Raw genomic sequence first — 23,912 nt, 5'->3', positions numbered from 1 at the left:
GATGGCATGAACGACCTCCCGCTCAGTGCCAGACTCTTCGATGAAGCAACCCCCGGTGACGACAGAATATACAACTGAGGCTATATTTCGTCAAGGAATGCCTGTATCAGACACGCGGCAGATGCGCGGGGGTTCTGCCCTGCGATGCTAAAGGGTTCAGAAGCCTCCGGGGTCGGCAGTTCACAGGTTGGCTGAGCCGGAGAACAACACCGCGCGGCGCGTCACAGCCACAACGGCAGCCCAAAAAGCTCTTGACTGACCGGCGCCGCGCAAGCATATTCAGTACAGAAAAGCATACTATATGTAGGAGAATAATCGATTATGCCTCAATGCGAGCACCGATGGGCGATGAGCAACATCGAGTACGGGTTTATGGTATTTGAACGGTGTCCCCATTGCAACACCCTGAGAACTCATTTCTCAACCGAGGGTACATGGGACGAATACCGCGATGGAGACTGCACCTTCAGTGTAGTTGAAAATGCCCAGACGTTCAGATTCGATCTTGCCTGCACCAGGTGTAACCACGTCGAGAAGTTCAATGATCTCATGGGATTGCTCCACTGCACCGGCTGCCTGCCCGATTGTAAGGTGGAACTCCTACGCCAAGAGTGCTTGGCACAAAGGACCTTTGTGCTGGTCGCGTTCGGACTCTTGCCCGAGTCACGGACAAAACAAATCCCCCAGAGGAAGCTCGACATCCTGACAGACCATTTCAACCAACGCCGGGATACTTTACGCTCGACCATCAAGATCGTGCCTTTCGGCCTGATTGACAACCTGTCCTCGTGCCGAGGCGAGTTTATCTACGACGTCGGGATGCTGTCTCTTGAACCGCCCGAGAAAAGAAAACCGTTACTGTAAAGAGTATATAACCTGTGATGAGAATTTGCTGGGAGTGCAACCATGACTACGGAAGACGTGATAGCGAAGCTGGGTCTTAAACCGCTCAGCACGTTTGAACATCGTGAAGTTGCCGGCGTTTTCGTGTCGGATATGTTAAGTGATGTTATGGCCGGCGCCAAATCGGGCAATTTGTGGGTGACAGTGCAAACGCACAAGAGTATTATACCGGCCGCTAATCTTGTCGATGTCTCGGCAGTCATTATCAGCAGTGGTAAGGAAGTCCCGCAGGATACAATAGAACTCGCCAATCAGCATGGCATTGCCGTACTTTCAACTGAACTGCTAACATTCGAACTAATAGGCAAACTCTACGCTCTCGGGGTGGTTGCCCGTTAAGCGTAATCGCTTGTCTATCCAACGATTGCAGACATTCTTGAAGCGCGCCATAGAGCTTAGATCGGCAGCCAAGTGAAAGTAGATGCAATAAAGCAAATACTGGAGGCTATGGTCATTGTGGGGGATGATGAACTTGATACGGAAGTTGATCATGTCTATGCCTCCGATTTGATGAGTGATGTCCTGGCCTTTGGCAAGCCGAATTCCATACTCCTGACCGGCCTGACCACACAGCAGGCTATTATTTCAGCTCATATGGCTGAGTTCAAGGCCGTCGTTTTCGTCAGGGGCAAACGGCCTAAAGATGGCGCCGAGAGATTCGCACGCGAAAACAACCTGCTCCTGTTTACCACCGACCTTGATATGTTCGATGCCTGCGTAAGAATCGACTCCATCATCAAGGAGAAAGAACCGGGGGCCGTGGCGCAAAGTACCACGCCGAGATCGGAAGCCATACTTCTCAACCAGGAGTTCTATGTAGAGGGTAATGATTTTGTCAACGCGGGAGTGGCTTCTACCAAGGTGAAGTCACTCTTGAAAAAGATCGGTATCGACCCCACGCTGGTCCGTCGAATCGCTATTGCCGTCTTTGAGGGTGAAATGAACGTGGTCATGCATGCTCTCAGGGCAAGAATCAATCTGATGATTACCCCGATAGTTATTACGGTGTTTATTGATGACGAGGGGCAAGGTATTCCCGATGTGGAACTGGCGATGCAGCAGGGCTTTACAACGGCCACCGAGGAGATGAGGGCTATGGGATTTGGATCGGGCATGGGGCTGCCGAATATCAAGAAAAACTCCGATGAGGTCGAGGTTACCAGCGAGGTCGGCAAGGGGACCAAGGTTCTCATGCGATTCCTCATAACTGATGATCGCTCCTAATAGGGAGAGTAAGATTGAGACAGTTTTTTCACTCCCACAGCGTTGCCACGGACATATGCCGCGGACATATGGCCTGTATGCGGAGTTGCCCGACCCAGGCCATCCGCGTCAGACGCGGAAAAGGCCGGATCAATTCCGAGCTTTGCGTCGACTGTGGTGAATGTATTGCTGTCTGCCCCTCCGGAGCAATTGTGTTCGATTCCGACCTTTCCGCCGAGGTCTCCAATTTCAGTTACAAAGTCGTCGTACCTTCGCCGGTTCTCTATTCGCAGTTTGAGCCCGATATCCATCCCTACCTTATTCACCTCGCCCTCGAACAGCTTGGTTTTGACAGAGTTGTCGATGTCAGTACCTCTTCGATGGCCTTAGGCGCAGCGCTGCTCCGGTACATTGCCGCCTACAAAGGACGTAGACCACTGATCTCGTCATACTGCCCATCGATCCTTCGGCTTATCCAGGTGAAATATCCCGACCTCGTTGAGTTAGTGGTGCCTTTGGACGTACCCCGCGAACTGACGGCGCGTGAAATCCGAAAGAACCTGCCGCGGGAGTTGGGTATTAAGTCCGAAGATATCGGCATAATGTATGTCGCTTCCTGCCCGGGAAAGATCGTGTCCATAAAGCAACCCGCGGAGAAGGCCAGGTCATGGTTTGACGGCGTGACATCCGTTAAGGACGTCTACCCGGTTTTGCTTCCCCACATAATCGCCGAGAAGGAGAAGTTTGACGACAGTACGGTTCCTGACGACTTCTCGTTCCATGCCGGATGGATCAGGAGCGGGGGCATAATACAATCCGGTAAGGCGGGCAACTGGCTGGCCGTTTCGGGATTGGATCACGTAAAACGAATTCTTGACGATATCGAAAACTCACGTCTTCGCAATGTCGATTTCGTCGAAGCTCTCGCGCACATGCTGGGCTGTATTGGCGGACCGTTCTGCGTGGAAAACCCCTATGTTGCCCGAACCAACAGTATCAAGCAGCGGGAAAAGTACGAGAAAAAGATTGAACTGGATCTTGAAGATATTTACCGCAAGTATGACGAAGGTTACTATCGTCTCGAGAAGCCGGTTCTGCCGAGACCCACAACCTACTTCGATACCGACCTGCCCACGTCCATCAAGCGGATGAAAGAGAGAGAAAGAGTCTACCGGGGTCTGCGTCAGATTGATTGCGGCTGCTGCGGTTGTCCAACCTGTATGACTTTTGCCGAAGATTTCGTCATGGGCGAGGTCGAACTGACCGACTGCGTGTTTTTCCCCCAGGTTAGTGAAAACGAGTGACCAGGACGTAACCGATTGAAACCGGAGTTGGGTTTTGAAGGAAAAAGACTATAATAAGCTGTTTTCCGCATTCAAGGGTGTCGAGGGCGACATGATTCCACTCCTACTGAGGATACAGGAACGGGACGGCTACATTTCCGCGGAAGCTGTCAGACGGATATCCCGGTTCCTCAGGTTATCGGAAAACCAGATATACGGTGTTGCGTCATTTTACTCCAAGTTCCGCTTCACGAAACCCGGGAAGCACTCCATAAAGGTCTGCATGGGAACGGCCTGTCACGTTCACGGGGGAAAGTTCTCCTGCGAAGCATTCGAGTGGCAGTTCGGGGTTAAGATCGGTGAGAAAACGGCAGACGGTAAGTTTGACCTGCAGCGGGTCAATTGTATGGGTTGTTGCACCCTTGCTCCAGTTATTCAAATCAACGAGGATTTATACGCCCATACGCTGGTAACCGGCTTGAGGGAGATGCTCAGACAATATGAATGATTTTGGCAGCCTCGTACACAATGCCAGGAAGAAGTGGGCATTGTTGAACAGCGGGAAACTCCCTGTAATATATGTCGGTGCGGCGTCCTGCGGTCGTGCGGCAGGTGCTTCACAGACGGTGGCGGCCGTCAGGAAAACCCTTAAGAAGAACAAACTCAAAGCAACCGTTGTCGAGGTCGGTTGCATCGGACCGTGTTACCTTGAACCACTGATGGATATAACCGTCAGCGGATACCCGAGAATCAGCTACGCCAATGTCTCTCCCCAAGATGCAGAAATGATCATCGAGTCATTCCTGGTCAATTCCAATCCTCTGCCGGAAAGGGCCTTTGGTCATTTCGGCGGGAACGGCCACAAAATTACGGAACATATCCCGAGGTTTTTTGATCTTCCCATGATGAAACCACAGGTGCGAGTGGTTCTGCGGAACTGCGGTTTTATCGACCCCGAGAATCTCGATCACTACCTCGCCAATGATGGCTACCAGGGTCTCAAGAAGGCGTTGGAGATGGGATGGGAAAAGGTAATAAAGGAGGTTGAACTGGCCGGACTTCGCGGCAGAGGGGGAGCCGGCTTTCCGACTTATAGGAAATGGACCATATGCAGAGGCTATCTAGAGAAGACTAAGTATATGATATGCAATGTTTCCGAAGGTGACCCGGGTGCTTTCATGAATCGCTCGTTGATCGAGAGCGATCCGCATTGCGTCATGGAAGGTCTGATCATTGCCGCCTTTGCCATCGGGTCCAGTCACGGATACATCTATATAAACTGCGCCTACCATTTAGCCATCTCCCGTTTGAAAAAAGCCGCGGAACGTATGAGGGAGTGTGGCCTGCTCGGCAAAAACATACTTGGCTCGGGATTTGATTTTGACATCACTATAAAAGAGGGTGCCGGTGCCTTCGTCTGCGGCGAAGAAACCGCGCTGATCAGATCGATAGAAGGGAAGCGAGGGATGCCCCGTTCCCGTCCTCCGTTTCCTGCCGAAGCTGGCTTGTTTGATAAACCGACCATCATCAATAACGTCGAAACGCTCGGCGTGCTGCCGAGCATTATCAGAAACGGGGCGTCATGGTACCGCCAGTACGGTGTGGAAGGGAATTATGGTACCAAGACCTTCTCGCTGGTCGGGAAAGTCCGGCGACCCGGGCTGGTAGAGGTGCCGTTGGGCATCAAGCTCAGGGACATCATCTTTGCGATCGGCGGCGGTTCCTGGAAACAATACAAGGGAGTCCAAACCGGGGGGCCGTCCGGCGGGTGTCTTTCCGAGGAGTCTCTTGACATTCCCGTCCAATATGAATCGATGACAGCAGCCGGTTCGATCATGGGATCCGGCGGCATGATAGTCATGGATGAAGATACCTGCCCGGTCGATCTGGCTCTCTATTTCCTGCATTTCGTTCAAAGCGAATCATGCGGAAAATGCTCGCCCTGCAGGGTCGGCACTTGGCACATGGTGACGATTCTGGAAAAAATCACCAAAGGTCAGGCCAAAGCTGAAGATATTTCGAGACTTCAGACTCTGGCCGAGACCGTCAAGCGTACTTCGCTCTGTGGTCTCGGCCAGACCGCCCCCAACCCGGTTCTGACAACGTTGCGCTATTTCAGATCCGAGTATCTTGACCATGTCCAGGAGAAATACTGCTCCGCCGGCGTCTGCAAGGAACTTGTAACCTATGTCATTGACGCACAGAAATGCAACGGCTGTCAGCAGTGCGCTAACATGTGCCCCACCGGCGCTATTTCCGGCCGACGTTCCGAGTTGCATCAGATTGACCTTAATTTATGCATTAAATGCAGAGCATGTTACGAAGTCTGCCGTTTCCATCCGTTGGCCGGCAACGCTATAGAAATCAGATCTGAACGGGGCGTTTCGTGAGCAAAGACAAGAATGCCGTATCAATCATAATGGACAACAAGCCGCTCCAGGTGAAGCGGCGAACAACCATTCTCAACGCCGCCGAGGAGAACGGCATATACATTCCCACTCTCTGTTCGCACAAGGAGTTGAGCCCCTTTGGCGGCTGCCGTATGTGCATAGTCGAAGTGGAGGGACTCAACAATTTCCCGACTGCCTGCACGACCCCCGTTAGCGAAGCGATGATCATCCGAACTCACACGGCGCAAATTCAGTCCATGAGGATGGACATCCTGCAACTCCTTATGAGCGAACACACGTCGAGCTGTCTCGTATGCGATGAGAGCGAGGAGTGCAAGCGTTATTCGGGCACCGTCAGAAAGGCCGGCATTACCACCGGCTGCCGATACTGTCCGAACGACGGCCAGTGTGAGCTGCAGGAAGTTGCCGAGCATCTCGGTGTCAAGGACATCATATACCCAATCTATTACAGGGACTTGAGGGTCGAGAAGGAAGATCCCTTCTATGACCGGGATTATAACCTGTGCATTCTATGCGGCAGATGCGTGCGCATGTGTCAGGAAATTCGCACCGCCAATGTTCTTGCGTTCAAACACAGCGGGAGAAAGACTGTCGTCGGACCCGCGTTCGGCCGCACTCATTTTGAGTCCGGCTGCGAATTCTGCGGCGCTTGTGTATCGGTTTGCCCGACCGGTACGCTATCGGAAAAAGCGCGGAAGTGGGAAGGTAAGCCCGACAGGGAAGTCGTTACCACCTGCTCGTTCTGCGGCGTCGGTTGTCAAATGCGGTTGCTGGTAAAGGGCGACAAAGTGATTGGCAGTTTGCCGGTCATTGATGACGGGATCAACAACGGACAATTGTGTGTACGGGGACGGTTCTGTGTAAATGAGATGGTCAACAATTACCAGCGTCTGGTCAGGCCGTTCAAGACCTACAACGATATCAGAGTTGAAATACTCTGGGATGAGGCCGTGGCGACCGCGGCGGAGCAGCTTGCAAACTGCCCGCCCAACGAATTTGGCATGGTCGTGTCTCCGAACTGCAGCAACGAGAGCCTATATGTCGCCCAGAAATTCTGCAGGGTTGCCATGAAGTCTCACAACATTGATTCCTCCACCAGGACCTACTACGGTACTGGTTTCAACCAATACGTGAGCCTCCTTAAAAAGAGTGTTTCTCTAAACGATGTAAGAAAGGCAGATACCATTCTTTGCATCGGGCTGGACACCAGGTTTGGAAGGTCCGTGATCGGCGTCGAACTCCGCCGAGCCGTCGCCGGAGGTACCAAGGTTATAACCATTAATCCCCGGGATCACAACCTTACCTTGATCGCCCAAAAGTGGTTAAAGCCCGTGATCGGCCATGAAGCTGAACTCCTGGATACGCTCGTTTCACTTACTGACACCGGCAGCGTCGCGGGCGTCATCAAGAAAAGACCTGTTGGTAACGCTGGCTCCGATGATCTGGCCGAGGTTGCCGGGCTGCTCAGGGATTCGGAACGCTGTGTTATAATGGTCGGCTCGGATTTCCTCCAGTACCAGAACAGCGGTCGGATTCTGCAAATCATAGAACATCTCGCGCAAAACGTGGCTGTCGGCGTGATGCCACTGCCGTCCCAGAATAACCTGGCCGGTACGATCATGATGGGCTCTTACCCGGAGCTTCTGCCCGGGGGAACCTCCTCGTCCAACACGGCTGAACGGAACAAACTGGACAGTCTTTGGGAGACCGAACTGACCGGCTTCGATGGTCAATGGTGTGCATCGTCCCTGCATACGGGGTCAGAACTCAAGGTCCTGTACCTGATAGGTGAAACTCCGTTCGGCGAAAAACCGGCAGCTGATTTCACCATATTCCAAAACATCTATCCACCGGACACATCCTGCCGGGTCGACCTCATGCTTCCCGCCGCCGCATTCACTGAAGAAGACGGGACATTCCTAAACGGAGAAGGGCGCCTCCAAAGAGTTTGCAAAGCTGTTGACCCGCCGGCTGATGCCTTGCCTGACTGGAGGATCCTCTGCGCGATCGCCCGGAAAATGGGAGTAGAAGGTTTTAACTACAAGTCTGTCAAGGACATCCAAAACGAAATTGCGTCTCTGGTGCCTGCTTTCAAGAATTGTAACAGACCTTCCCGCACTCCTGACCCAATCACATGTGAGGGCGAATTGACGCTCTCAAACAGGAGCACTGAACATCTGGCAAGGAGAAGCGAGAAGCATGCCTTCCTGATGTCCAGCTCGATCGCCGAACATTCCTACCGCGGATTTCCGCTTTCACGCTTTGTGGACGGTGCAAAGGCGATATTTCCCGAAGGGATCATCGAGATCAATGACAGAGACGCCCGCCGGGCGAAAATAATATCCGGTGATGACGTGATCGTAGGGTCATCTACATTGAGCAGACACTGGAAAGCACGAGTTGTCCCTGAACAGCCTCAGGGAACGGTCCATGTCAGGCTGAGGCAGGGAGAGTTGATTGGGCATAACCCACAAGCGGTGTCGATAAGAAAAGGCCATGTTTAAAGTTCTGTCAAACCAGATGATTGTCCCCAACCTCCACCAGATAACGCTGGAGGCACCGGCGGTAGCAAAAGAAGTCCTGCCGGGACAATTTGTGATTTTGCGGGCCGACGAAGACGGTGAGAGAACACCTCTTTCGGTGTGTGACTGGGACCGGGAAATCGGCACGATTACAATCATGTTCCTGAATATAGGAAGTACCACCAATCGACTGGCTCATCTGCAGGAAGGGACCTATATACCTACGGTCGTCGGTCCCCTGGGAAATGCCACGGAAACCGATCATTACGGCACCGTCCTGTGTGTCGCCGGCTGTTATGGTATTGGCAGCATCTTCCCCATCGCCCGGGCCTTGAAAGAAAAAGGAAACAGGTTAATTACGGTTCTTGAGGCGAGAAGCTCGTATCTACTTTACTGGTTGGAGAGGTTTGAACACATCTCTGACGAGGTTATCCACATCACACGGGACGGTACCAGCGGTCTCCGCGGGCATGTCGGGTGTCTTCAGGATTACCTGAAGACTCTGCACAAACCGGTAGACAGAGCCATCATCAACGGTTGTACGTTTCTGATGAAAACAGGATCCGAAACAACCAGGCCCTTTCAAATAAAAACCATAGTCAGCCTTAACCCGATCATGATTGATGGTACGGGCATGTGCGGAGTCTGTCGAGTACGGGTGGGATCTGCAACCAAGTTTGCGTGTGTCGACGGCCCGGATTTTGATGGTCACGACGTTGACTGGGAAGAGCTTTTGCAGAGAAGAAAAACATATATGAATGAGGAAGTAGTACCTTTTCGGACTAGTCGGTGTGAAAGCCATGCCTATAAATCCCGAGGATAGCCGCTGTGGACGGACAATCGAAACGGCCTAAGAAAAAGCAATTGGACTTGAGAAGGCGTGACATGCCCAAGCAGCCGCCGAGAATACGCAGTCACAATTTCTATGAAGTTGCACTGGGATACCAGGCGGATATAGCCGTTGAGGAGGCTGCTCGCTGTATTCAATGTCCGAAACCCAAATGCGTGGACAACTGTCCGGTCGAAATTGATATTCCCGGATTCCTGAAGTGCATAGCGGAACGAAGGTTCGACAAAGGCATCAGAATACTAAAGGAAAAAAACTGTCTGCCGGCAATCTGCGGCCGGGTCTGTCCTCAGGAAGAACAGTGTGAGATGACTTGTGTGTTAAGCAAAAAGGGCGGTCAGATTGCGATTGGCAGGCTGGAAAGGTTCCTGGCTGATTGGGAGGCCCAGCAAAACCAGTTGAAACTACCCAAAGTCAAAAAGAAAACAGGAAAGAAAGTCGCCGTTATTGGAGGTGGGCCCGCTGGGCTCACCGTGGCCGGGGACCTGATTCAATTGGGATATGACGTTACCATATTGGAAGCGCTGCATAAGATGGGCGGCGTACTCACCTACGGAATTCCGGAGTTTCGTCTGCCTAAAGCAATCGTGAGCCGTGAGGTCGACTACCTGAAGAAACTCGGCGTTGAACTGGTCACCGATTTTGTCGTTGGTAAAACCCGCACTATTGACAGCTTGCTGGATGAATTCGATGCCATCTTTGTCGGTACCGGCGCCGGTTTGCCGTGGTTTATGGATATTCCCGGAGAAAACCTGAACGGTGTTTACTCAGCCAATGAATACCTGACCAGGATGAACTTGATGAAGGGATACCTCTTCCCGGAGTTTGATACGCCCATCAAGAATCATAAGAAGGTTGCGGTTATAGGCGGAGGTAATGTTGCGATGGATTGTGCCCGGACGGCTCTGAGACTCGGCGCTGAAACTCGTATCATATACCGCCGCTCAAGGGACGAACTTCCCGCGCGGCTCGAAGAAATCGAAAACGCGGAAGAAGAGGGTGTTATTTTCGAATTCCTGACCCTGCCGCTCAAGTATATTGGCGACCGGAACGGCTGGGTCAGAGAAATAGAATGCCTACGGATGGAACTGGGAGAACCGGACTCTTCCGGTAGAAGAAGGCCGGTCGCGGTTGAAGGTTCGGAATTCAGGTTTGAGGTTGATGCAGCGGTCTGCGCTATCGGTAACAGCCCTAACCCCCTGATACTCTCGACCACCCCCGGACTTGAAGCGGGGAAAAAGGGCAACATTGTTGCCGATGAAACAACCGGCAGAACCGCGCGAGACAAAATCTGGGCCGGAGGCGATGTTGTTACCGGCGCCGCAACCGTCATTCTTGCCATGGGCGCCGGAAGGCAGGCAGCTAAGTCGATTCACGAATATCTGACTTCAAGCTGAATGTCCACCGTATTCGGCGTTTACCACTGACATAACCGCAATGCCTGCCCTTGGGTTTCTCTCCCTGTCACCCCGGGCTGGACGACAAACCCGACCTACATCTGCTGGATGTGGCTGCCAATGATCCGTCGTAGGCGCCAGAAACCGCCCTTGTCTCAATCCACGCCCCCGCACGGGGGGCGACTTCAATTGAACCCGCTTGGGCAGGGTGGCCCATCCGCTTGCCGTGGGTTTCTCGCGTCCCTGTACGAATATCCATAACCTTCACTGTCCTGTCCCGTCATAAGCGGAGAGGCAGGGATTCGAACCCTGGATACCCAAGGGGTATAACGGTTTTCGAGACCGCCGCTTTCAACCGCTCAGCCACCTCTCCGACGTCAATCGTCGACCGTCCGGGCAGACGGTTCGTCTCAACTGTCTAATTTACCCATAATCAGTAGCGTGTAAAGCGGTTTCTACGAGGCCCGGCCGGTCGTCACCCCCCTGCCGCAGGCTCAGCCCCCCGGCAGCTCTCTCCGCTTGACCAACTCCTTCTGGTAGCCGATCAGCCTGCGGACATACCCGTATCTCGGCCGCACCACCTGAAACACGAGGAACGAAAAGACAACGAAGAACACGGCTTCCCGAAAACGTCCGGTAACAAAGAAGTAGATGTACCCCCAGAGGGAGATAGAGGCGATGAGCACAAAGACGGGCCGCGAACGCTGCAGGAGACCGTCGCTGAAATCAGCCTCGAACGTTTCCGCACGCCGAATCATCGGCTTTCTGAACCGGCTGTGACGCCACCAGAGGGCCACTGCGGCCTGTCCCAGCGCCAGCACGCCGAAAAGATAAAAGAGGGTGTTGGCAAAATCGCCGATCCGGTTCTCCAGGTAGTACTTGTTGTTCACGTAGTAGCACAAAAGCAGGAGAACCATCGGCACGAATACGTTTGCCACCATCCCGAAATACAACGGCCTGACCACGATTTTGGCCAGATCATACTCTTCGTCATATCGCGTCCGATTCATACGGCCTCGCACGTCTTCAGGAACCGGTCGAACTTTCCCCGGTTCGGCCAGCTCACAACCGTCCAGACAATCCCGACCGGATAGAAATATGCCATTTTCTCAAACTCGCCCGACAGCAGAAAAACGACCAGGCCGTAGACATAGACTGCTTCTATCGCGGCCATCTTAAGGACATATACCGATACGAACAGGGCGGATGCGGAGACCGGTGTTGAAGGTCTCCCCTTCCGGTTCAAACCCCACCGCTGGATAACGGGCACGATTGCCGGGCCGGTCGCTCCGACAATCAGCAGGACGTACACGACGAATTCGTTGACACCGTCACCAGCCAGAGAGTCGGGGCTCAGCAGGATACCGAGCAGCAGGCAGACTGTCGGCAGTCCCACCAGCATCACCACGGCCAGGAGCCTTACGGCGGCGTACTGTCTTTCGGGGCTTGCCGGCGTATCCGTCACTGTATTGGCGCCTTCCCCTCTCGCAGGTGCCGGAAGAACAACTGCATAAGTCCTGCAATCTCCGCCTCCCGCACGCCGCCGACCAGTTCAACTCGATGATTCAGGCGTTTGGTGCCGGGAATGTCGAAAATCGACCCACAGCCCCCAAACTTCGGATCCCGGGCACCGTAGACGATGGTCTTGATCCGCGAGAGCACGGCCGCTCCGGCACACATAGCGCACGGCTCAAGGGTTGAGAAGAGGTAACAGTTCTCCAGGCGCCAGTCGTTGAAGTGATTGTAAGCGGCCGACAGCGCCACCATCTCGGCGTGCGCGGTGGCATCGTGCATCGACTCCGTAAGGTTGTGGCCGCGTCCGATCACCTTGTTTTCGAATATGACCACGGCGCCCACCGGAACCTCCGACTTATCAAACGCAAGCTGAGCCTCGCGAATGGCACATTCCATGAACCGATCGTAGTCTTCGGGAGTCATAACCGCAATATACGAATTCAGATACGGGAGACCAATCTGTTTCGGGCGCGGCGGGATTGGAGATATCTGTGACCCGACGCTGTGACCATCTGTCACTTCAGGCCCGCGAGCGTTCGCAGAATGTCGGCGCTCTTGAACGGTTTGGTGATGTACCCGTCCGCCCCCGCAGAGATGGCTTCCTCTCTGGAGTACCGGCCGGCCTGCCCGGTGATCAGCAGAACCGGCACGTCCGGATAGCCGCTCTTGAGACTTACCAGCAGTTCCATCCCGTCCATGCCCGGCATGGCGATATCCGATATGACCACGAATACTCTATTTCTCTTCATCACCTGCATCGCGTTTTCGCCGGAATCGGCGGTAAGCGTAAGGTAACCGTCCCGTTCCGTTATCCTGGCCAGGAGGTCCCTGATAGTAGAATCATCGTCGACAATAAGCACAGAGCCGTCTGTTTCCTCCAGTGCCTTTTGCACTTTAGGAAGAAGGCTCTCCTTGCTGACCGGCTTTACCAGGTAGGCGCTGGCTCCCAGTTCGCCCGCCCGCATAACGGCTTCGGAATCTCCGACGTCCGTACATACCAGGAACGGTATCTGACTGAACTGTCGGTTTCCCTTCACGAACTTCAGAAGCTGAAAACCATCGGTGTCCGGCATGACAATGTCTGAGATTATCAGCTGGATCGAGGTCTCACTTCTCAGGAAGTGAAGAGCTTCCTTGACTGTTGCTGCCTGCAGAGTCTCAAAGTCTTCTTGGTTAAGCAACCCGGTCAGCAGACGCTTGGTGATTGGGTCACCGTCGACAACTAGGATCTTCATACCAACGCCACCTCTACTGGTGGGAGGTTCCATTGACCTATAATCCCTGAATTTATCGGCAGTTACGTGGATAAACTCCACCCCGGATATGTGTCGACCTGAAAGGCTAATCGGGCGGGCCCCGACATGGCCCCGGCGCACCGCCGGTAACTCTCGGCCCATGGGCGACCAGACCGATCAAGGTACGCCCGGGCCGTGCAGGCCGGCTATTTCGTCTCGGGCTCGGTAGCCGAGGATTCGCTCCGGCCCGTTCTCCCGGCCGACTCCAGCAGGCGCGAAAGCGGCGTGAACAGGAAAAGCAGGAGAATCAGCCCGGGCACGAGAATGGGGATATACCGGACGGTGATCGGCACATCAATGCTCGGCTGATCCGGTGGCGGACCCGAAGGCGCTCCGTGCCTGACCCAGCCGCCGCTGCCGGCAGGGACCCAAGCATCTTCACCGGACAGGAACCCGAACGAAGGACCGTAGATCGCCTGCAGGAATACGGACAAGAGCAGGTACAGCAAAATCAGCGCCAGCAAAAGGTATAACGACCGACCCATGTTTTTATCATACCGGGCCGCCCGCGGGCTGTCAACGGCTTTGTGACCGAACGGGCTGTGAGCCCGTGGCGAAGAGCATTCAGATCGCGCGTCCGGCAGGCATCGACCGGAACCTTGGCGGTTGCCATTCCGGCGGCTGATCGTTATACTGCGGCATACCGTGGCAGGGAGGAAACATGGCTCACCCGTGGCACGACGTCGACCCGGGCGGCAACGTTGAGGAACTCTTTTTCAGCGTTATCGAAATATCCAAGGGAAGCAAGAACAAGTACGAGCTTGACAAGAAAACCGGCCTGTTGATGGCCGATCGCGTCCTGTACAGTGCCGTTCACTACCCGGCCAACTACGGTTTCATCCCGCGGTCGTATTGCGATGACGGTGACCCGCTCGACGTGCTCGTGCTCTGCCAGGAGCCGCTCTCGCCGATGTGCATCGTAGCCTGCAAAGCGATCGGGATGATGTCAATGCGTGACGAAAAAGGGCAGGATGACAAGATTCTTGCCGTCCACGCGACGGACCCGGCATACAACGCCTACGACGACATCTCCGCCCTCCCCCGCCACGTCATCAACGAGCTGCAGCGATTCTTCCTCGATTACAAGGTCCTGGAGCACAAAGAGGTGGTCGTGGAGGATTTCCGGGGACGAATCGACGCCGTGAACACGATCAGGGACAGCCTGCGGCTGTACCGTGAATGCCTGCCGGATATCAGGAAGGGAGAAACCGATGGCCGATGACAAAAAGCCGCCGACCTTGCCGGGGCTGATCGGAGACAAAGTCTACCTGCGCTTCGCGACCGCCGAAGACGTCGCCAACACGCACCACTGGTACCTTCTCAGCGACCCGCACCTGCTCAGCCCGGAGGCTCCGACATTCCTGACACCGGCCGAGGCCGCCGAGGCCTTCCGAAAACAGGAGAGGTCGTCCGCTCACGAGCGGTTTACGGTCATTCGACTGAAAGACAAGACCCCCGTCGGCTGGGTCCGCTTCTTCGACCTGAACCCGCACAACCGCTCGGCCGCGCTCGAGGTGGTGATTGATCCCGACGAACGCAAGAAGGGTCACGGGATCGAGGCCATGCGGATACTCTGCCGGTACTTGTTCGAGTATCGCGGCCTGAACAAGGTTTACGCCCGAATCGCTGACCGCAACCAGGCCATGGTTTCGCTTCTTAAGAAGGCGGGTTTCCAGCGTGACGGCACCCTGCGCCGCCACTACTTCTACAAGGGCGAGTACGAGGACGGCAGCTTGTACTCCCTGCTGCGTTTCGAGGCCCAGCGGTAAGATCGAAGCCAGAGGTGACGCGGCGGGCGATCCGCGGAAGTTTGTTTCACTCTTCAGCCTGAAGGCTGCTCACCAGCCGGCTCGTCACTGCCGGCCTCGCCCGACACGTCGTCGGCCGGCCTGGCCCCCGGTCGAAGCGAGTTGACCGTGGCGTTGAGTTTCTCAAGTTCGGCGCGAGCCCGCTCGGCGAAATCCGCACCGGTAGAGGCGTACAGGACTGACCTGGAGACGTTGATCACGGCCGGCTTGCGGAAGTTGTCCGTACCGTTGAGAACCGCCTGTTCGAGTGAGCCGCCCTGGGCGCCCACGCCCGGAATCAACAGGGGCATGTCACCGGCCAGCGCGCGCAACTCCTTGAGCACATCAGGGTGCGTCGCCCCCACAACAAGACCGCAGTTATGATCCTTGTTCCAGTAGATCACTTTCTCGGCCACGACCTCGTACAGTGGTTTCCCCTCGACGGTCAGTAGCTGGAAATCCTTGGCCCCGGAATTCGACGTCAAACACAGGACAAACACGCCCTTATCTTTGTGCTCCAGAAACGGCCGCAGTGAATCATATCCCATGTACGGGTTTAACGTCACCCAATCGGCCCGGAGCATCTCGAACAGTGATCTGGCATAATGCGACGCCGTGTTGCCGATATCGCCGCGCTTGCCGTCAACGATGACCGGGATCTCTTCGGGGATCCGCTCGGTTATGAGACGCAGAAGTGACCAGCCGTCAGCCCCGAGACTCTCGTAGAACGCCATGTTCGGCTTGTATGCGCACACCAGATCCGCGGTGGCGTCGATGACGCGGCGGGTGAAGTCAAACATCGCCTTGACCGAGTTGCTGTATTCAGGGGGCATTCTCTTCGGATCGAGATCAAGTCCCAGACAAATTATCGATCGATTCTTCTGCTGTATCTTCCGAAGGTTCTTCACTGCAGCCATCAGTACTTCCTCACTTTCCCGATCATGTCAGCGACGCGGGCAATGCGTCTGGACTTCATGTAGTCCCTCAGCCCGTTGACGATATGCAGCGGGGTGTTGGGGTCAACGAACAGCGCGGTTCCCACCTGCACCGCGACGGCCCCCACCAGCAGGAACTCCACTACGTCCCGGTATTCCGAGATGCCCCCGATGCCGATGATGGGCAGCCGGCACGCGTTGTACACGGCATCAACCTGGGCCAGAGCAATCGGCTTGATCGCCGGGCCCGTCAGACCGCCCCTGTTGAAGCTTAGCGTAGGGCGCCAGGTCTCCACGTCGACCGTCATCCCCACGACCGAATTGACCAGCGACAGACCATCGGCTCCCCCCTGTTCGGCGGCTCTGGCGGTAACGGTGATATCAGTCACGTTGGGAGTAAGTTTGGCGATCACCGGCCGCGAACACACCTTCCTGACCTCTCGCAGGGTGCGCTCGGTCATCCGCGGATCAGCGCCGAACTGCATGCCTCCTTCGTTGACGTTGGGACAACCAAGGTTCAGTTCGATCATGTCCACCCGCCGGCAGTCCTCCAGCCGCGCACAGAGGTCGACATACTCCTGAACCGTCCTGCCCCCGACGTTCACGATGACTCTCGTCTTCTGGTTGTCCAGGAACGGCAGCTTTTCGGCTATGAAGCAGTCGATACCGACGTTGGCCAGGCCGATGGCGTTCAGCATTCCGGCCCGGGTCTCGGCGGTGCGCGGCGGCGGGTGCCCCAGCCGGGGTTCCGGCGTGATCGTTTTGGTAACAAGAGCCCCGAGTCTTGACAGAGGGTAAAGGCGGGACAGCTCTTCGCCGTAGCCGCAACACCCGGATGCCGTCATGACGGGATTGGCAAACTCGACCCCGGCGATGTTGACCTTCAGGGACGGCGTCACAGCAGCACCTCGCCGATATTGAACACGGGGCCTTCACAGCAGACGCGCGCGTGACCGCCCGCGCGAAGCGGGACGACGCATCCCAGGCACACGCCAAACCCGCAGGGCATCGGCGCCTCGAGCGACAACTGCCCCGCAAGGCGGTACCTCAGGCCAAGGTCATCCGTCGCCTTCAGCATGCCCTCCGGACCGCAGCCGTACAGACGCATTTTCTCCCCGGCGTGAGCGCCGATGTACTCCTGCACGGCGTCCGTTACCAGGCCCCGCCGGCCCAGGCTGCCGTCTTCGGTAACGGGATAGAAACGCACTCCCAGGCGCCTGATCCGGGACCGTTCGACGACGTCCCCGCGCGTGCGCCCGCCGTAAAAGAACGCAATGCGCTTCGGGTCACGGCCCCGCCGGACCATCTCGGCCGCCAGGTAAAGCAGCGGCGGGAAGCCCACACCGCCGGCCACCAGCAACGCCGCCTCATCTTTGCCGGGGAAGCGGAAACTGTTGCCGAGCGGTCCGAGAACGTCGATGGATGCCCGCTTGCGATAGCCGGCCAGAATGGCCGTGCCGCGCCCCACAACCTTGAATATGATCTCAATCTCCCTGCGGGAGGGATCGACGTCGGCTACCGACATGGCACGGCGGAAGTAGACCTCGGGACACGGCAGCCGCAGATGGACAAAACTACCCGGCCGGCATCGAGCCGCCGGGCCGTAAGGACCCAGCGTAAGAGAATGGTAATTATTCTTGAGATCCCGATGCTTTATGAGGAACGTGTCTTGGCACGCAAGTCTTGTCATCGCAGGAATTCCGGCTTCTCCACCAGGAATTTATAAACCAGCCAGTATCCCCGTCCGTCGGAAGTCTGCTTCAGATCGAATCGGGCCACCAACTCGGACACTTGCAGGGCATCAAACGTCATGGACGCCACCGTTTCCGACGCCCGCCGGTTGACCTCCTCGAATTGCGAGGGGATTTTCATGACATGATCGATAACTTTGCCCGAAAAATCAACCAGGATTTGGAAATAGAGGTAAAAGGCCTCGTCCTGCATCGTGTAGGCTTCGGTCGGCAACTCAAAAGGCTCCTCTATCAGCGTAGGCGCTCCCACGATGTCGGTCAGCGTATCTCCCTCGGGACCGATGTAGAGCGTCACTCGCGGATCCATGTAGTCCCCGGCCGTGTCCTCGACGGGCGTCCCGACCGTATCGAGCACTTCCGTGCCTTCTTCAGGTTGCTGCTCCTGCCGCTGCCGAGCCTGGCTCCCAGTCGGGCGGACCTGCAGACGTTTACGCGCCTCATCCGCCTGGTCCGTGCGGGGGAAGGAATCAATCAGCTCCCGATAGGCCAGAACCACCGACGAATCGCCCGGCGCCCGGTACATCTCGGTCGCCCAGATGTGGTTGAACCGCGCCTGCAAATAGTACCTGGAGTCAGGGAAGCTGTCGATGACGTACTGGTAGTAGAGCTGCGCCGAGTCATACTCCTCCTCATCGACCAGGAAGTCCTCCGCGCGGTGAATGTAAAGCGCGGCATACCCGGTGTCGGCCGCCGTGCCGCGCAGGCCGAGAATGTCCAGGGCATCCGGCACAAAGTCCGAATGCGGATACCTTTCGAGCATGGCCTTCAGGATGGAGTCCGCCGCCTCATCGTCCTCATAGTTCTCCCGGTACATCTGCGAAAGACCGATCATGGCCTGCGGCGCATCATACGCCGTTGGAAACGAGTCGATCAGGTACTGCATCTCAAGTATGGCCGAATCGGCCTTGTTCAACTGGAACCAGTACAGTTCGGCCAGAAGATACTGCGCGTAGGCGACCGCGTCGATGTCGTCCTGGGTGGCGGTGGAATCCAGCTCCGAGGAGCGGGTGAAAGTCTCGAGCTTGCCGATATCGGAGGACTTCTGGAGCGCCTCCCGGCCCCATTCGGAGCCCCGGTAAGCTCCGACGGCCTCGTCGTAGTATTCCTTGGCCTTCTTCAGGTCATCGTAGTCGTACTGGTAGATCAGCCCCAGCCGGTAGTAAGCCTTACCCTTGGCCGCCTTGTTTTCCGCGCCGGTCGCCACCTCTCTGTACGTCTCCTCGGCCAGGGCCAGGTCATCCTCGAACTCGTACCCCTCGGCTACCATCAGTTGCAACACGCTGAGCGAATCATAGTACAGCTCATTGTCCATCAGGCGCTGCAGGTAGGCCATGCCGTCCTCGATCTTGAGCAGGCGATAGGAGCATATCGCAGACCGGAACAGTGCGTGATACTCCTCGTTCTTGTCAGGAGTCATGCCGAGCACCTGCAGGTAGGCACCCAGAGCCTCGCCGAACCGGAACGATTTAAAGTAACCGTCGGCAATGTACATCTGAGCTTGTTTCGCCTCGTTCTCGTCGCCAAGCGAATCACGTACCGCCATGAAGTATGACCGCGACGGCGCGAACTGGTCGTCGTCAAAACGGAACTCGCCCAGCGCCAGCGCCGCCTGCGCTTTGTAGCCCTTGTCATAGGCCGATTCGAAGATCTCCTCGAACAGGACCATGGCCTCGTCGACGTCGCTGAGTTCCAGCTTGGTCTTGGCCAGGTAGACCCGGGCTTCCGACGCAAACTCGGCGTCCCCGTAGTTGGCCAGCAGTTCCCTGAAGCGCCGTTCCGCCCTCACATATTGCTCCGTGTGGTAGTACGAGACGCCCAGGATGAACAGGGCGTCGTCATAGTATTTCGAATTGGGGTGGTTATCGACGACCTTACGGGATTTTTCGATGGCCGTTTGGTAGTCATTGAGACCGCCGCGCCCGCTGGCGCTCTCGCGGCGAGCCTTTTCAGCGGTGTTAAACGCTTTCCTGGCGTTGAAAAAAGTATTGAAGTAGACGCCGCAACCGACGGTGCAAATCAACAGCCCCGCAACGAGGACTGCCGGTAGAAACGAGGTGCTGCGTCGGTTATAGGCATTCATGCGCTGAATCATGTCCGTCAGAGCTTATACGCTTGCGTCCCCGGGCCGTTTCACTCGACTACGGCGTGCCGGCGGCGTTTCTCACGGCCGCCACCAAATCCGGCAACACCCCACCGGCGCAGGCCGGGAAATAATAGTCAGCCAGCGAGGTCAGCGGTGTCTCGTCCGGGTTTATCTCCACCAGCGTGGCGCCGCGGCGCTTGGCAGCCACGGGCAAAGACGCCGCCGGATGCACCAGCGCCGACGTGCCGACGGACAGGAATACCTCGGACTGTTCGGCCTCGGCGAAGGCCCGGTCAATTGCCTCGGCGGGAAGCATCTCTCCAAACCAGACTACATCGGGACGAATCTTGCCCCCGCAAAAGGCGCATGACGGGATAGTCTCCGGATCGACGTCGGCATCCATGTCGTGCTGACGGTTGCAGTCGGCGCACTTGTTTCGGTAAATGTTGCCGTGCAGCTCGAGAACGTCCTCGGAACCGGCCAGGCGGTGAAGATTGTCGACGTTCTGCGTGATGATCGTGAACCGGTCAAAGTAGCCGGCCAGGTCCCGCAGGGCGTAGTGACCCGGATTGGGCTCCACCCCGGCCATCAACTCCCGGCGCCAGTTGTACCACTCCCAGACGATTTTCGGGTTTGACAGAAAGGCGTCCATGGTGGCCAGTTCCTCGGGTCGAAACTTGCCCCACAACCCTTCCTTGCCCCTGAAGGTCGGGACACCGGACTCGGCAGAAATGCCGGCCCCGGTCAGCACCGCGCCGCGCGAGGCGCCGGCGATTATCCTGGCCACGTCCGTTAGCATCGCCGGCAAGATAGCCATCCTCCGGAAAATTACCAAACCAATTCTCTCTAACGGGAAACCGAAAGCCGGTGGGAATAAAGCGGATTCCCCTGCCGCTCAGTCGCTGACCGCCGGAACGACAAATGCCTGTTCAAGCACCTTGTCCCTGGCACCGGCGATCAGGCTGAACCTGATCTGAACGGGCTGCGCCGCGAGACGCACGCGGTAGAGGTGGACGATGGTCGTTCCCTGGTAAACTTTCTCGAACCCGCCCTCGGAAAGCGAGACGGTGAATATCGGGAGATGCCAGATTTCGGCGGGACGCTCCGAGCCGACGGCGACGGCCAGACCGCGATAGTCATCGACCATCGCCAGCACTCTGGCCGAATCGTGCCGCCCGATAGAATCCAGGTAAGAGTCGGCGGGCCGCCGGTTGTCGATAACGTGATACCGGTCGCTCGCGTGACCGGCCAGGAAGTTGAAATTGTTCTCGACCGCAAAATTCACCTCTGCCTCGCGGCCGTCACCACTGGCGAGACGGTAGGTCACGACGACACGGTCGCTTCCCGGCTCGAAGTCGAAGTGCTTTTCGACTCGTACGGGGATAATTCCCTCCGGCCGCCATAAATGGCCGTCCCGCCACATCGAAAGGCGGCCCTCACGGCGATGCCATGAGTGTTCGTAAGCCTCCAGAATGAAGTCCCCCTCTTCATCGTATCGTCCGGAGTTGAAAGACTCGATGGTCGTGTCCCTGGAGAAGAAGTGATCGATAAAGCAGCGCTTGAGATACCAGTCCTCGACCAGATACTGCTCCAGCCCGTCTTCCTTCGCCAACACCTGCTCGTGAATCGACGTGGTTTTACCGCCCGCGGCCTGCGTCACCGCCCCGGTGAGCTTGAGGTGATATCCTTCACGCCGCCGCGTCAACGTGTCGGTCAGCGCGAAATCAAACTCGTTAAGCGAAAAGTCCAGCAACATACCGCCGCTGCCGGGCCGGAAGACCGCCGTGTACCCGTCATTGGCAACCAGCACTTCCGCACACCCGTCGGCGTCAAAGTCGTATACTTCGGCCGAAACACCCTTTTCACCGAGCAATTGACGCAGCCCTCGCTCGGCCGCAATCATGCTGCTGAACACCGCCTGGCGGATATGGGACAGGTACAGGCCGCCGAACACACCGTGCCAGTACGGACAGTTGCACTGGGAAGTGTACAGCCTGTCTCGAACGCTGGCTGTCTCGTCGCGCCGGTCGGGCAAGCGGCGTTCAAACTCCTCGAGCCGCCGGGAGACGCGCAGCATTTTCTTGTGCATGAGGTTGGCATCTTCGTACTTGGCCAGGAACGCCCGCCAGTGACCGCCCCGCACAAAGCGGCCATACCGGTCCCACCGTTTCTGCGCTTTGAGCCACTTCTCGAACTCCTCGTACCTGACAAAGGCCTCCGGCGGCAGCGACCAGTGCAGCATCTCCTCGTACGATGCCGACGGAAGGTAGGCGCGGCCGACCGGTTTCCTGCCGGCCGCACGGCTGAGCGGAATCACTTCGAGCCAGTCACTGTTCTCCTCCAGCGCCTCGAAAAGGCTGTCCAGCCACCCGTCGACGTAGCAGTGCTTGTGTGTGTTGGGCCAGCTGCCGAACTTCTCACCGTCGTCAGCGTACACGGCCATTCCGGACGGACTCCGTTCCGCCTGCGCTCGCAGGTGGGCCATCACCTCGTCCACCGTGCCGAACGGTACGAGGTAGCGAAGCCGCTTCTGGATCGGCAGCAGGACGATCGCATGCCCTTCGCTTTCCGTGACAAACGGACCGGTCAACTGGTCTTCTTCGAACCCCGAGTATATGAAGTGCGTGTCGTCTATCGGCAGGTACGTAACACCGGCCGCGGCCAGCAACTTGGGAAGGTGTGGCTCCCAGATCCGCTCGGTCAGCCACAGTCCGGTCGGCCGGGAATTGAACTGCTCCCCGAGATAGTCCGTCAGCATGGCGATCTGGCCGAGCGCGTCGCGTTCGGGAACGGCCACGAGTATCGGTTCGTAGAATCCCCCCGTCATCAGCTCCACGCGTCCGCTCGCGATCAGTCGCCTGACCAGTTCGAAGAATTCCGGCTGGTGCGTCCGCTGCCACTCCCAGAGGATTCCCGACTGGTGCAGGGAAATCGACACCCCTTCGTGCTTCTCCAGCAGGCGAAGAAACGGCAGGTAGGCGTTCTTGTGCGCCTCCTCGAACACCGATTCAAAGTTGCCTACCGGCTGGTGGTTGTGAACGCCGAAAGCCAGCTGGAACTTGGTCATGCTCAGAACAACTCCACTTTCAGGTTGATGTACTTGCGGGGGTTTTCGCGGATATCCTTCACGAGGTCATCGATATTGTCCGCGGTCCGCCGCAGGTCGTCATACAGGCGGCGGTCTTCCAGCAACAACTGCAACGTGCCTTCCTCGTTGTCGAGCATCTCCGCAAAACCGCGCGCCGACAACGCCAGCGTGTCGAGCTGTTGCACGAAGAATTCCATGCCGACGCTCAGGCGGTCGAACCGTGACATCGACGAATCGATCCTGTCGGCGTTCCGCGTCAGCAGCCGGTCAAGCTCGCGCGACGCCGCAAGGAAATTCTGCACTGTCCGGTCGAGCTTGTTCTCATTCCTTTCCAGGTAACGGGCCAGCGAGGATGACAGGCGCTCGACGTTGTCGATGGTGCGGTTGAGCTTGGCCATCGATGTATCGGAGGCAAACGTCGTCTTGACCGAGGCTACGAGATTCCGAAGCTCCGTAATCACTTCGCCGAGCCGTCCCACCACCTCGGGGATGCCGATGTCGTAGTAGCCGTCGACAACCTGTCCGGCCTCCAGCCTGAGCGAATCCCGACCCGGGTCTATGGCCACGAAGCGGTCACCCATGACTCCCAGGTTCTTTATGGTGAACGAGGCGTCACGCTTCAGAACGACATCGCGGTAGACCAGCAGCTCTACCAGGACGCCGTCTTCGGTCAGCCGCAGATCGTTGACTTTCCCGCGATGTACGCCCGATACCGTTACCCGGTCGCCCACCGCCAGCGTGCCGACGTCGCGAAATCTCACCCGAATCACCTGGGCGTTGCGCTCCAGCTTATAGCCCTGCAGCCAGTACAGCGACCCGGCCAGCACGATCAGGCAGATGAGAACGATTACGCCGACTCGGAATTCGATATTGTTCTGTGAGGCCATAGTGT

At 56.8% G+C, this 23,912-nt stretch carries 23 protein-coding genes and 1 tRNA gene; 11 read left to right on the top strand and 13 right to left on the bottom strand.

The window, feature by feature from the left end; genetic code table 11:
* Positions 1-321 precede the first annotated feature (321 nt).
* The 9 genes from VMY05_07040 to gltA all read left to right on the top strand — a co-directional run bounded on the left by VMY05_07040 (position 322) and on the right by gltA (position 10,566).
* Positions 322-864: a hypothetical protein gene (locus tag VMY05_07040; protein ID HUV30823.1), complete on the top strand. Its 543-nt coding sequence runs from the start codon at positions 322-324 to the stop codon at positions 862-864.
* 42 nt (positions 865-906) lie between these two features.
* Entirely contained in the window at positions 907-1,242 is a 336-nt protein-coding gene (locus VMY05_07035; protein HUV30822.1) for a DRTGG domain-containing protein, read from the top strand.
* A 72-nt stretch (positions 1,243-1,314) separates the two neighbouring features.
* The gene (locus tag VMY05_07030; GenBank protein ID HUV30821.1) at positions 1,315-2,127 is read left to right on the top strand and encodes an ATP-binding protein; all 813 of its coding nucleotides are present in this window, start codon (positions 1,315-1,317) and stop codon (positions 2,125-2,127) included.
* Between the two features lie 191 nt (positions 2,128-2,318).
* The gene (locus tag VMY05_07025) at positions 2,319-3,410 is read left to right on the top strand and encodes a [Fe-Fe] hydrogenase large subunit C-terminal domain-containing protein (GenBank protein HUV30820.1); all 1,092 of its coding nucleotides are present in this window, start codon (positions 2,319-2,321) and stop codon (positions 3,408-3,410) included.
* Positions 3,411-3,444: 34 nt separating this feature from the next.
* On the top strand, positions 3,445-3,897 hold the full coding sequence (locus tag VMY05_07020) for an NAD(P)H-dependent oxidoreductase subunit E (GenBank protein HUV30819.1): 453 nt from the start codon (positions 3,445-3,447) through the stop codon (positions 3,895-3,897).
* Positions 3,890-5,779 (top strand): NADH-ubiquinone oxidoreductase-F iron-sulfur binding region domain-containing protein, encoded by a 1,890-nt coding sequence (locus VMY05_07015; GenBank protein ID HUV30818.1) that lies wholly within the window; start codon positions 3,890-3,892, stop codon positions 5,777-5,779. Before VMY05_07020 ends, VMY05_07015 begins: the two co-directional genes overlap by 8 nt.
* Before the next feature lie 29 nt (positions 5,780-5,808).
* Complete coding sequence (locus tag VMY05_07010; protein HUV30817.1) at positions 5,809-8,304, top strand: molybdopterin-dependent oxidoreductase; 2,496 nt, start codon at positions 5,809-5,811, stop codon at positions 8,302-8,304.
* Positions 8,297-9,145 (top strand): sulfide/dihydroorotate dehydrogenase-like FAD/NAD-binding protein, encoded by an 849-nt coding sequence (locus VMY05_07005; GenBank protein ID HUV30816.1) that lies wholly within the window; start codon positions 8,297-8,299, stop codon positions 9,143-9,145. The genes VMY05_07010 and VMY05_07005 overlap by 8 nt, the downstream gene beginning before the upstream one ends.
* A 62-nt stretch (positions 9,146-9,207) precedes the next feature.
* Positions 9,208-10,566, top strand: coding sequence for an NADPH-dependent glutamate synthase (gltA, locus tag VMY05_07000; protein HUV30815.1), 1,359 nt, complete (start codon positions 9,208-9,210; stop codon positions 10,564-10,566).
* 287 nt (positions 10,567-10,853) lie between these two features.
* On the opposite strand, the gene VMY05_06995 is transcribed toward gltA, so the two are convergent.
* The 6 genes from VMY05_06995 to VMY05_06970 form a co-directional block, all read right to left on the bottom strand.
* A tRNA-Ser gene (locus VMY05_06995) sits at positions 10,854-10,939 on the bottom strand.
* A gap of 121 nt (positions 10,940-11,060) precedes the next feature.
* Entirely contained in the window at positions 11,061-11,576 is a 516-nt protein-coding gene (locus VMY05_06990; GenBank protein HUV30814.1) for a hypothetical protein, read from the bottom strand.
* On the bottom strand, positions 11,573-12,031 hold the full coding sequence (locus VMY05_06985) for a hypothetical protein (protein ID HUV30813.1): 459 nt from the start codon (positions 12,029-12,031) through the stop codon (positions 11,573-11,575). Before VMY05_06985 ends, VMY05_06990 begins: the two co-directional genes overlap by 4 nt.
* A complete protein-coding gene (locus VMY05_06980) occupies positions 12,028-12,504 on the bottom strand; it encodes a nucleoside deaminase (protein HUV30812.1) in 477 nt (158 codons plus the stop codon). The genes VMY05_06985 and VMY05_06980 overlap by 4 nt, the downstream gene beginning before the upstream one ends.
* 92 nt (positions 12,505-12,596) lie before the next feature.
* Entirely contained in the window at positions 12,597-13,316 is a 720-nt protein-coding gene (locus tag VMY05_06975; GenBank protein HUV30811.1) for a response regulator, read from the bottom strand.
* Positions 13,317-13,522: 206 nt separating this feature from the next.
* On the bottom strand, positions 13,523-13,861 hold the full coding sequence (locus VMY05_06970) for a hypothetical protein (protein HUV30810.1): 339 nt from the start codon (positions 13,859-13,861) through the stop codon (positions 13,523-13,525).
* A gap of 176 nt (positions 13,862-14,037) precedes the next feature.
* On the opposite strand from VMY05_06970, the gene VMY05_06965 reads away from it, so the two are divergent.
* Together VMY05_06965 and VMY05_06960 are read left to right on the top strand one after the other, a co-directional pair.
* Positions 14,038-14,598: an inorganic diphosphatase gene (locus VMY05_06965; protein ID HUV30809.1), complete on the top strand. Its 561-nt coding sequence runs from the start codon at positions 14,038-14,040 to the stop codon at positions 14,596-14,598.
* Positions 14,588-15,145: a GNAT family protein gene (locus VMY05_06960; protein ID HUV30808.1), complete on the top strand. Its 558-nt coding sequence runs from the start codon at positions 14,588-14,590 to the stop codon at positions 15,143-15,145. The genes VMY05_06965 and VMY05_06960 overlap by 11 nt, the downstream gene beginning before the upstream one ends.
* A 53-nt stretch (positions 15,146-15,198) precedes the next feature.
* Here VMY05_06960 and pyrF read toward each other — a convergent pair whose 3' ends face one another.
* The 7 genes from pyrF to VMY05_06925 all read right to left on the bottom strand — a co-directional run bounded on the left by pyrF (position 15,199) and on the right by VMY05_06925 (position 23,907).
* Positions 15,199-16,080, bottom strand: coding sequence for an orotidine-5'-phosphate decarboxylase (gene pyrF, locus VMY05_06955; GenBank protein HUV30807.1), 882 nt, complete (start codon positions 16,078-16,080; stop codon positions 15,199-15,201).
* Positions 16,080-16,997, bottom strand: a complete 918-nt coding sequence (locus VMY05_06950; protein ID HUV30806.1) for a dihydroorotate dehydrogenase — start codon at positions 16,995-16,997, stop codon at positions 16,080-16,082. Before VMY05_06950 ends, pyrF begins: the two co-directional genes overlap by 1 nt.
* The gene (locus tag VMY05_06945) at positions 16,994-17,788 is read right to left on the bottom strand and encodes a dihydroorotate dehydrogenase electron transfer subunit (protein HUV30805.1); all 795 of its coding nucleotides are present in this window, start codon (positions 17,786-17,788) and stop codon (positions 16,994-16,996) included. Before VMY05_06945 ends, VMY05_06950 begins: the two co-directional genes overlap by 4 nt.
* Entirely contained in the window at positions 17,785-19,929 is a 2,145-nt protein-coding gene (locus VMY05_06940; protein HUV30804.1) for a tetratricopeptide repeat protein, read from the bottom strand. Before VMY05_06940 ends, VMY05_06945 begins: the two co-directional genes overlap by 4 nt.
* A gap of 58 nt (positions 19,930-19,987) precedes the next feature.
* Complete coding sequence (locus VMY05_06935) at positions 19,988-20,731, bottom strand: NAD-dependent deacylase (protein HUV30803.1); 744 nt, start codon at positions 20,729-20,731, stop codon at positions 19,988-19,990.
* A gap of 96 nt (positions 20,732-20,827) precedes the next feature.
* The gene (locus VMY05_06930; protein ID HUV30802.1) at positions 20,828-22,999 is read right to left on the bottom strand and encodes an alpha-amylase/4-alpha-glucanotransferase domain-containing protein; all 2,172 of its coding nucleotides are present in this window, start codon (positions 22,997-22,999) and stop codon (positions 20,828-20,830) included.
* Positions 23,000-23,001: 2 nt separating this feature from the next.
* Positions 23,002-23,907, bottom strand: a complete 906-nt coding sequence (locus tag VMY05_06925; GenBank protein HUV30801.1) for an MlaD family protein — start codon at positions 23,905-23,907, stop codon at positions 23,002-23,004.
* Between the last annotated feature and the right edge of the window lie 5 nt (positions 23,908-23,912).

The sequence above is a fragment of the Acidobacteriota bacterium genome (assembly GCA_035529075.1).
Lineage (GTDB): Bacteria > Zixibacteria > MSB-5A5 > GN15 > FEB-12 > DATKXK01.
Note: the sequence above shows the minus strand (reverse complement) of the source record. Positions and strands in the feature narration are given on the sequence as shown.

Excerpts from the sequence above, each read along its gene's own strand:
- VMY05_07040 (HUV30823.1), top strand. The coding sequence starts at position 322 with ATGCCTCAATGCGAGCACCGATGGGCGATGAGCAACATCGAGTACGGG.
- VMY05_07035 (HUV30822.1), top strand. The coding sequence starts at position 907 with ATGACTACGGAAGACGTGATAGCGAAGCTGGGTCTTAAACCGCTCAGC.
- VMY05_07015 (HUV30818.1), top strand. The coding sequence starts at position 3,890 with ATGAATGATTTTGGCAGCCTCGTACACAATGCCAGGAAGAAGTGGGCA.
- VMY05_07010 (HUV30817.1), top strand. The coding sequence starts at position 5,809 with ATGGACAACAAGCCGCTCCAGGTGAAGCGGCGAACAACCATTCTCAAC.
- VMY05_07005 (HUV30816.1), top strand. The coding sequence starts at position 8,297 with ATGTTTAAAGTTCTGTCAAACCAGATGATTGTCCCCAACCTCCACCAG.
- gltA (HUV30815.1), top strand. The coding sequence starts at position 9,208 with ATGCCCAAGCAGCCGCCGAGAATACGCAGTCACAATTTCTATGAAGTT.
- VMY05_06990 (HUV30814.1), bottom strand. The coding sequence starts at position 11,576 with ATGAATCGGACGCGATATGACGAAGAGTATGATCTGGCCAAAATCGTG.
- VMY05_06980 (HUV30812.1), bottom strand. The coding sequence starts at position 12,504 with ATGACTCCCGAAGACTACGATCGGTTCATGGAATGTGCCATTCGCGAG.
- VMY05_06975 (HUV30811.1), bottom strand. The coding sequence starts at position 13,316 with ATGAAGATCCTAGTTGTCGACGGTGACCCAATCACCAAGCGTCTGCTG.
- VMY05_06970 (HUV30810.1), bottom strand. The coding sequence starts at position 13,861 with ATGGGTCGGTCGTTATACCTTTTGCTGGCGCTGATTTTGCTGTACCTG.
- VMY05_06965 (HUV30809.1), top strand. The coding sequence starts at position 14,038 with ATGGCTCACCCGTGGCACGACGTCGACCCGGGCGGCAACGTTGAGGAA.
- VMY05_06960 (HUV30808.1), top strand. The coding sequence starts at position 14,588 with ATGGCCGATGACAAAAAGCCGCCGACCTTGCCGGGGCTGATCGGAGAC.
- pyrF (HUV30807.1), bottom strand. The coding sequence starts at position 16,080 with ATGGCTGCAGTGAAGAACCTTCGGAAGATACAGCAGAAGAATCGATCG.
- VMY05_06945 (HUV30805.1), bottom strand. The coding sequence starts at position 17,788 with ATGACAAGACTTGCGTGCCAAGACACGTTCCTCATAAAGCATCGGGAT.
- VMY05_06940 (HUV30804.1), bottom strand. The coding sequence starts at position 19,929 with ATGAATGCCTATAACCGACGCAGCACCTCGTTTCTACCGGCAGTCCTC.
- VMY05_06935 (HUV30803.1), bottom strand. The coding sequence starts at position 20,731 with ATGCTAACGGACGTGGCCAGGATAATCGCCGGCGCCTCGCGCGGCGCG.
- VMY05_06930 (HUV30802.1), bottom strand. The coding sequence starts at position 22,999 with ATGACCAAGTTCCAGCTGGCTTTCGGCGTTCACAACCACCAGCCGGTA.
- VMY05_06925 (HUV30801.1), bottom strand. The coding sequence starts at position 23,907 with ATGGCCTCACAGAACAATATCGAATTCCGAGTCGGCGTAATCGTTCTC.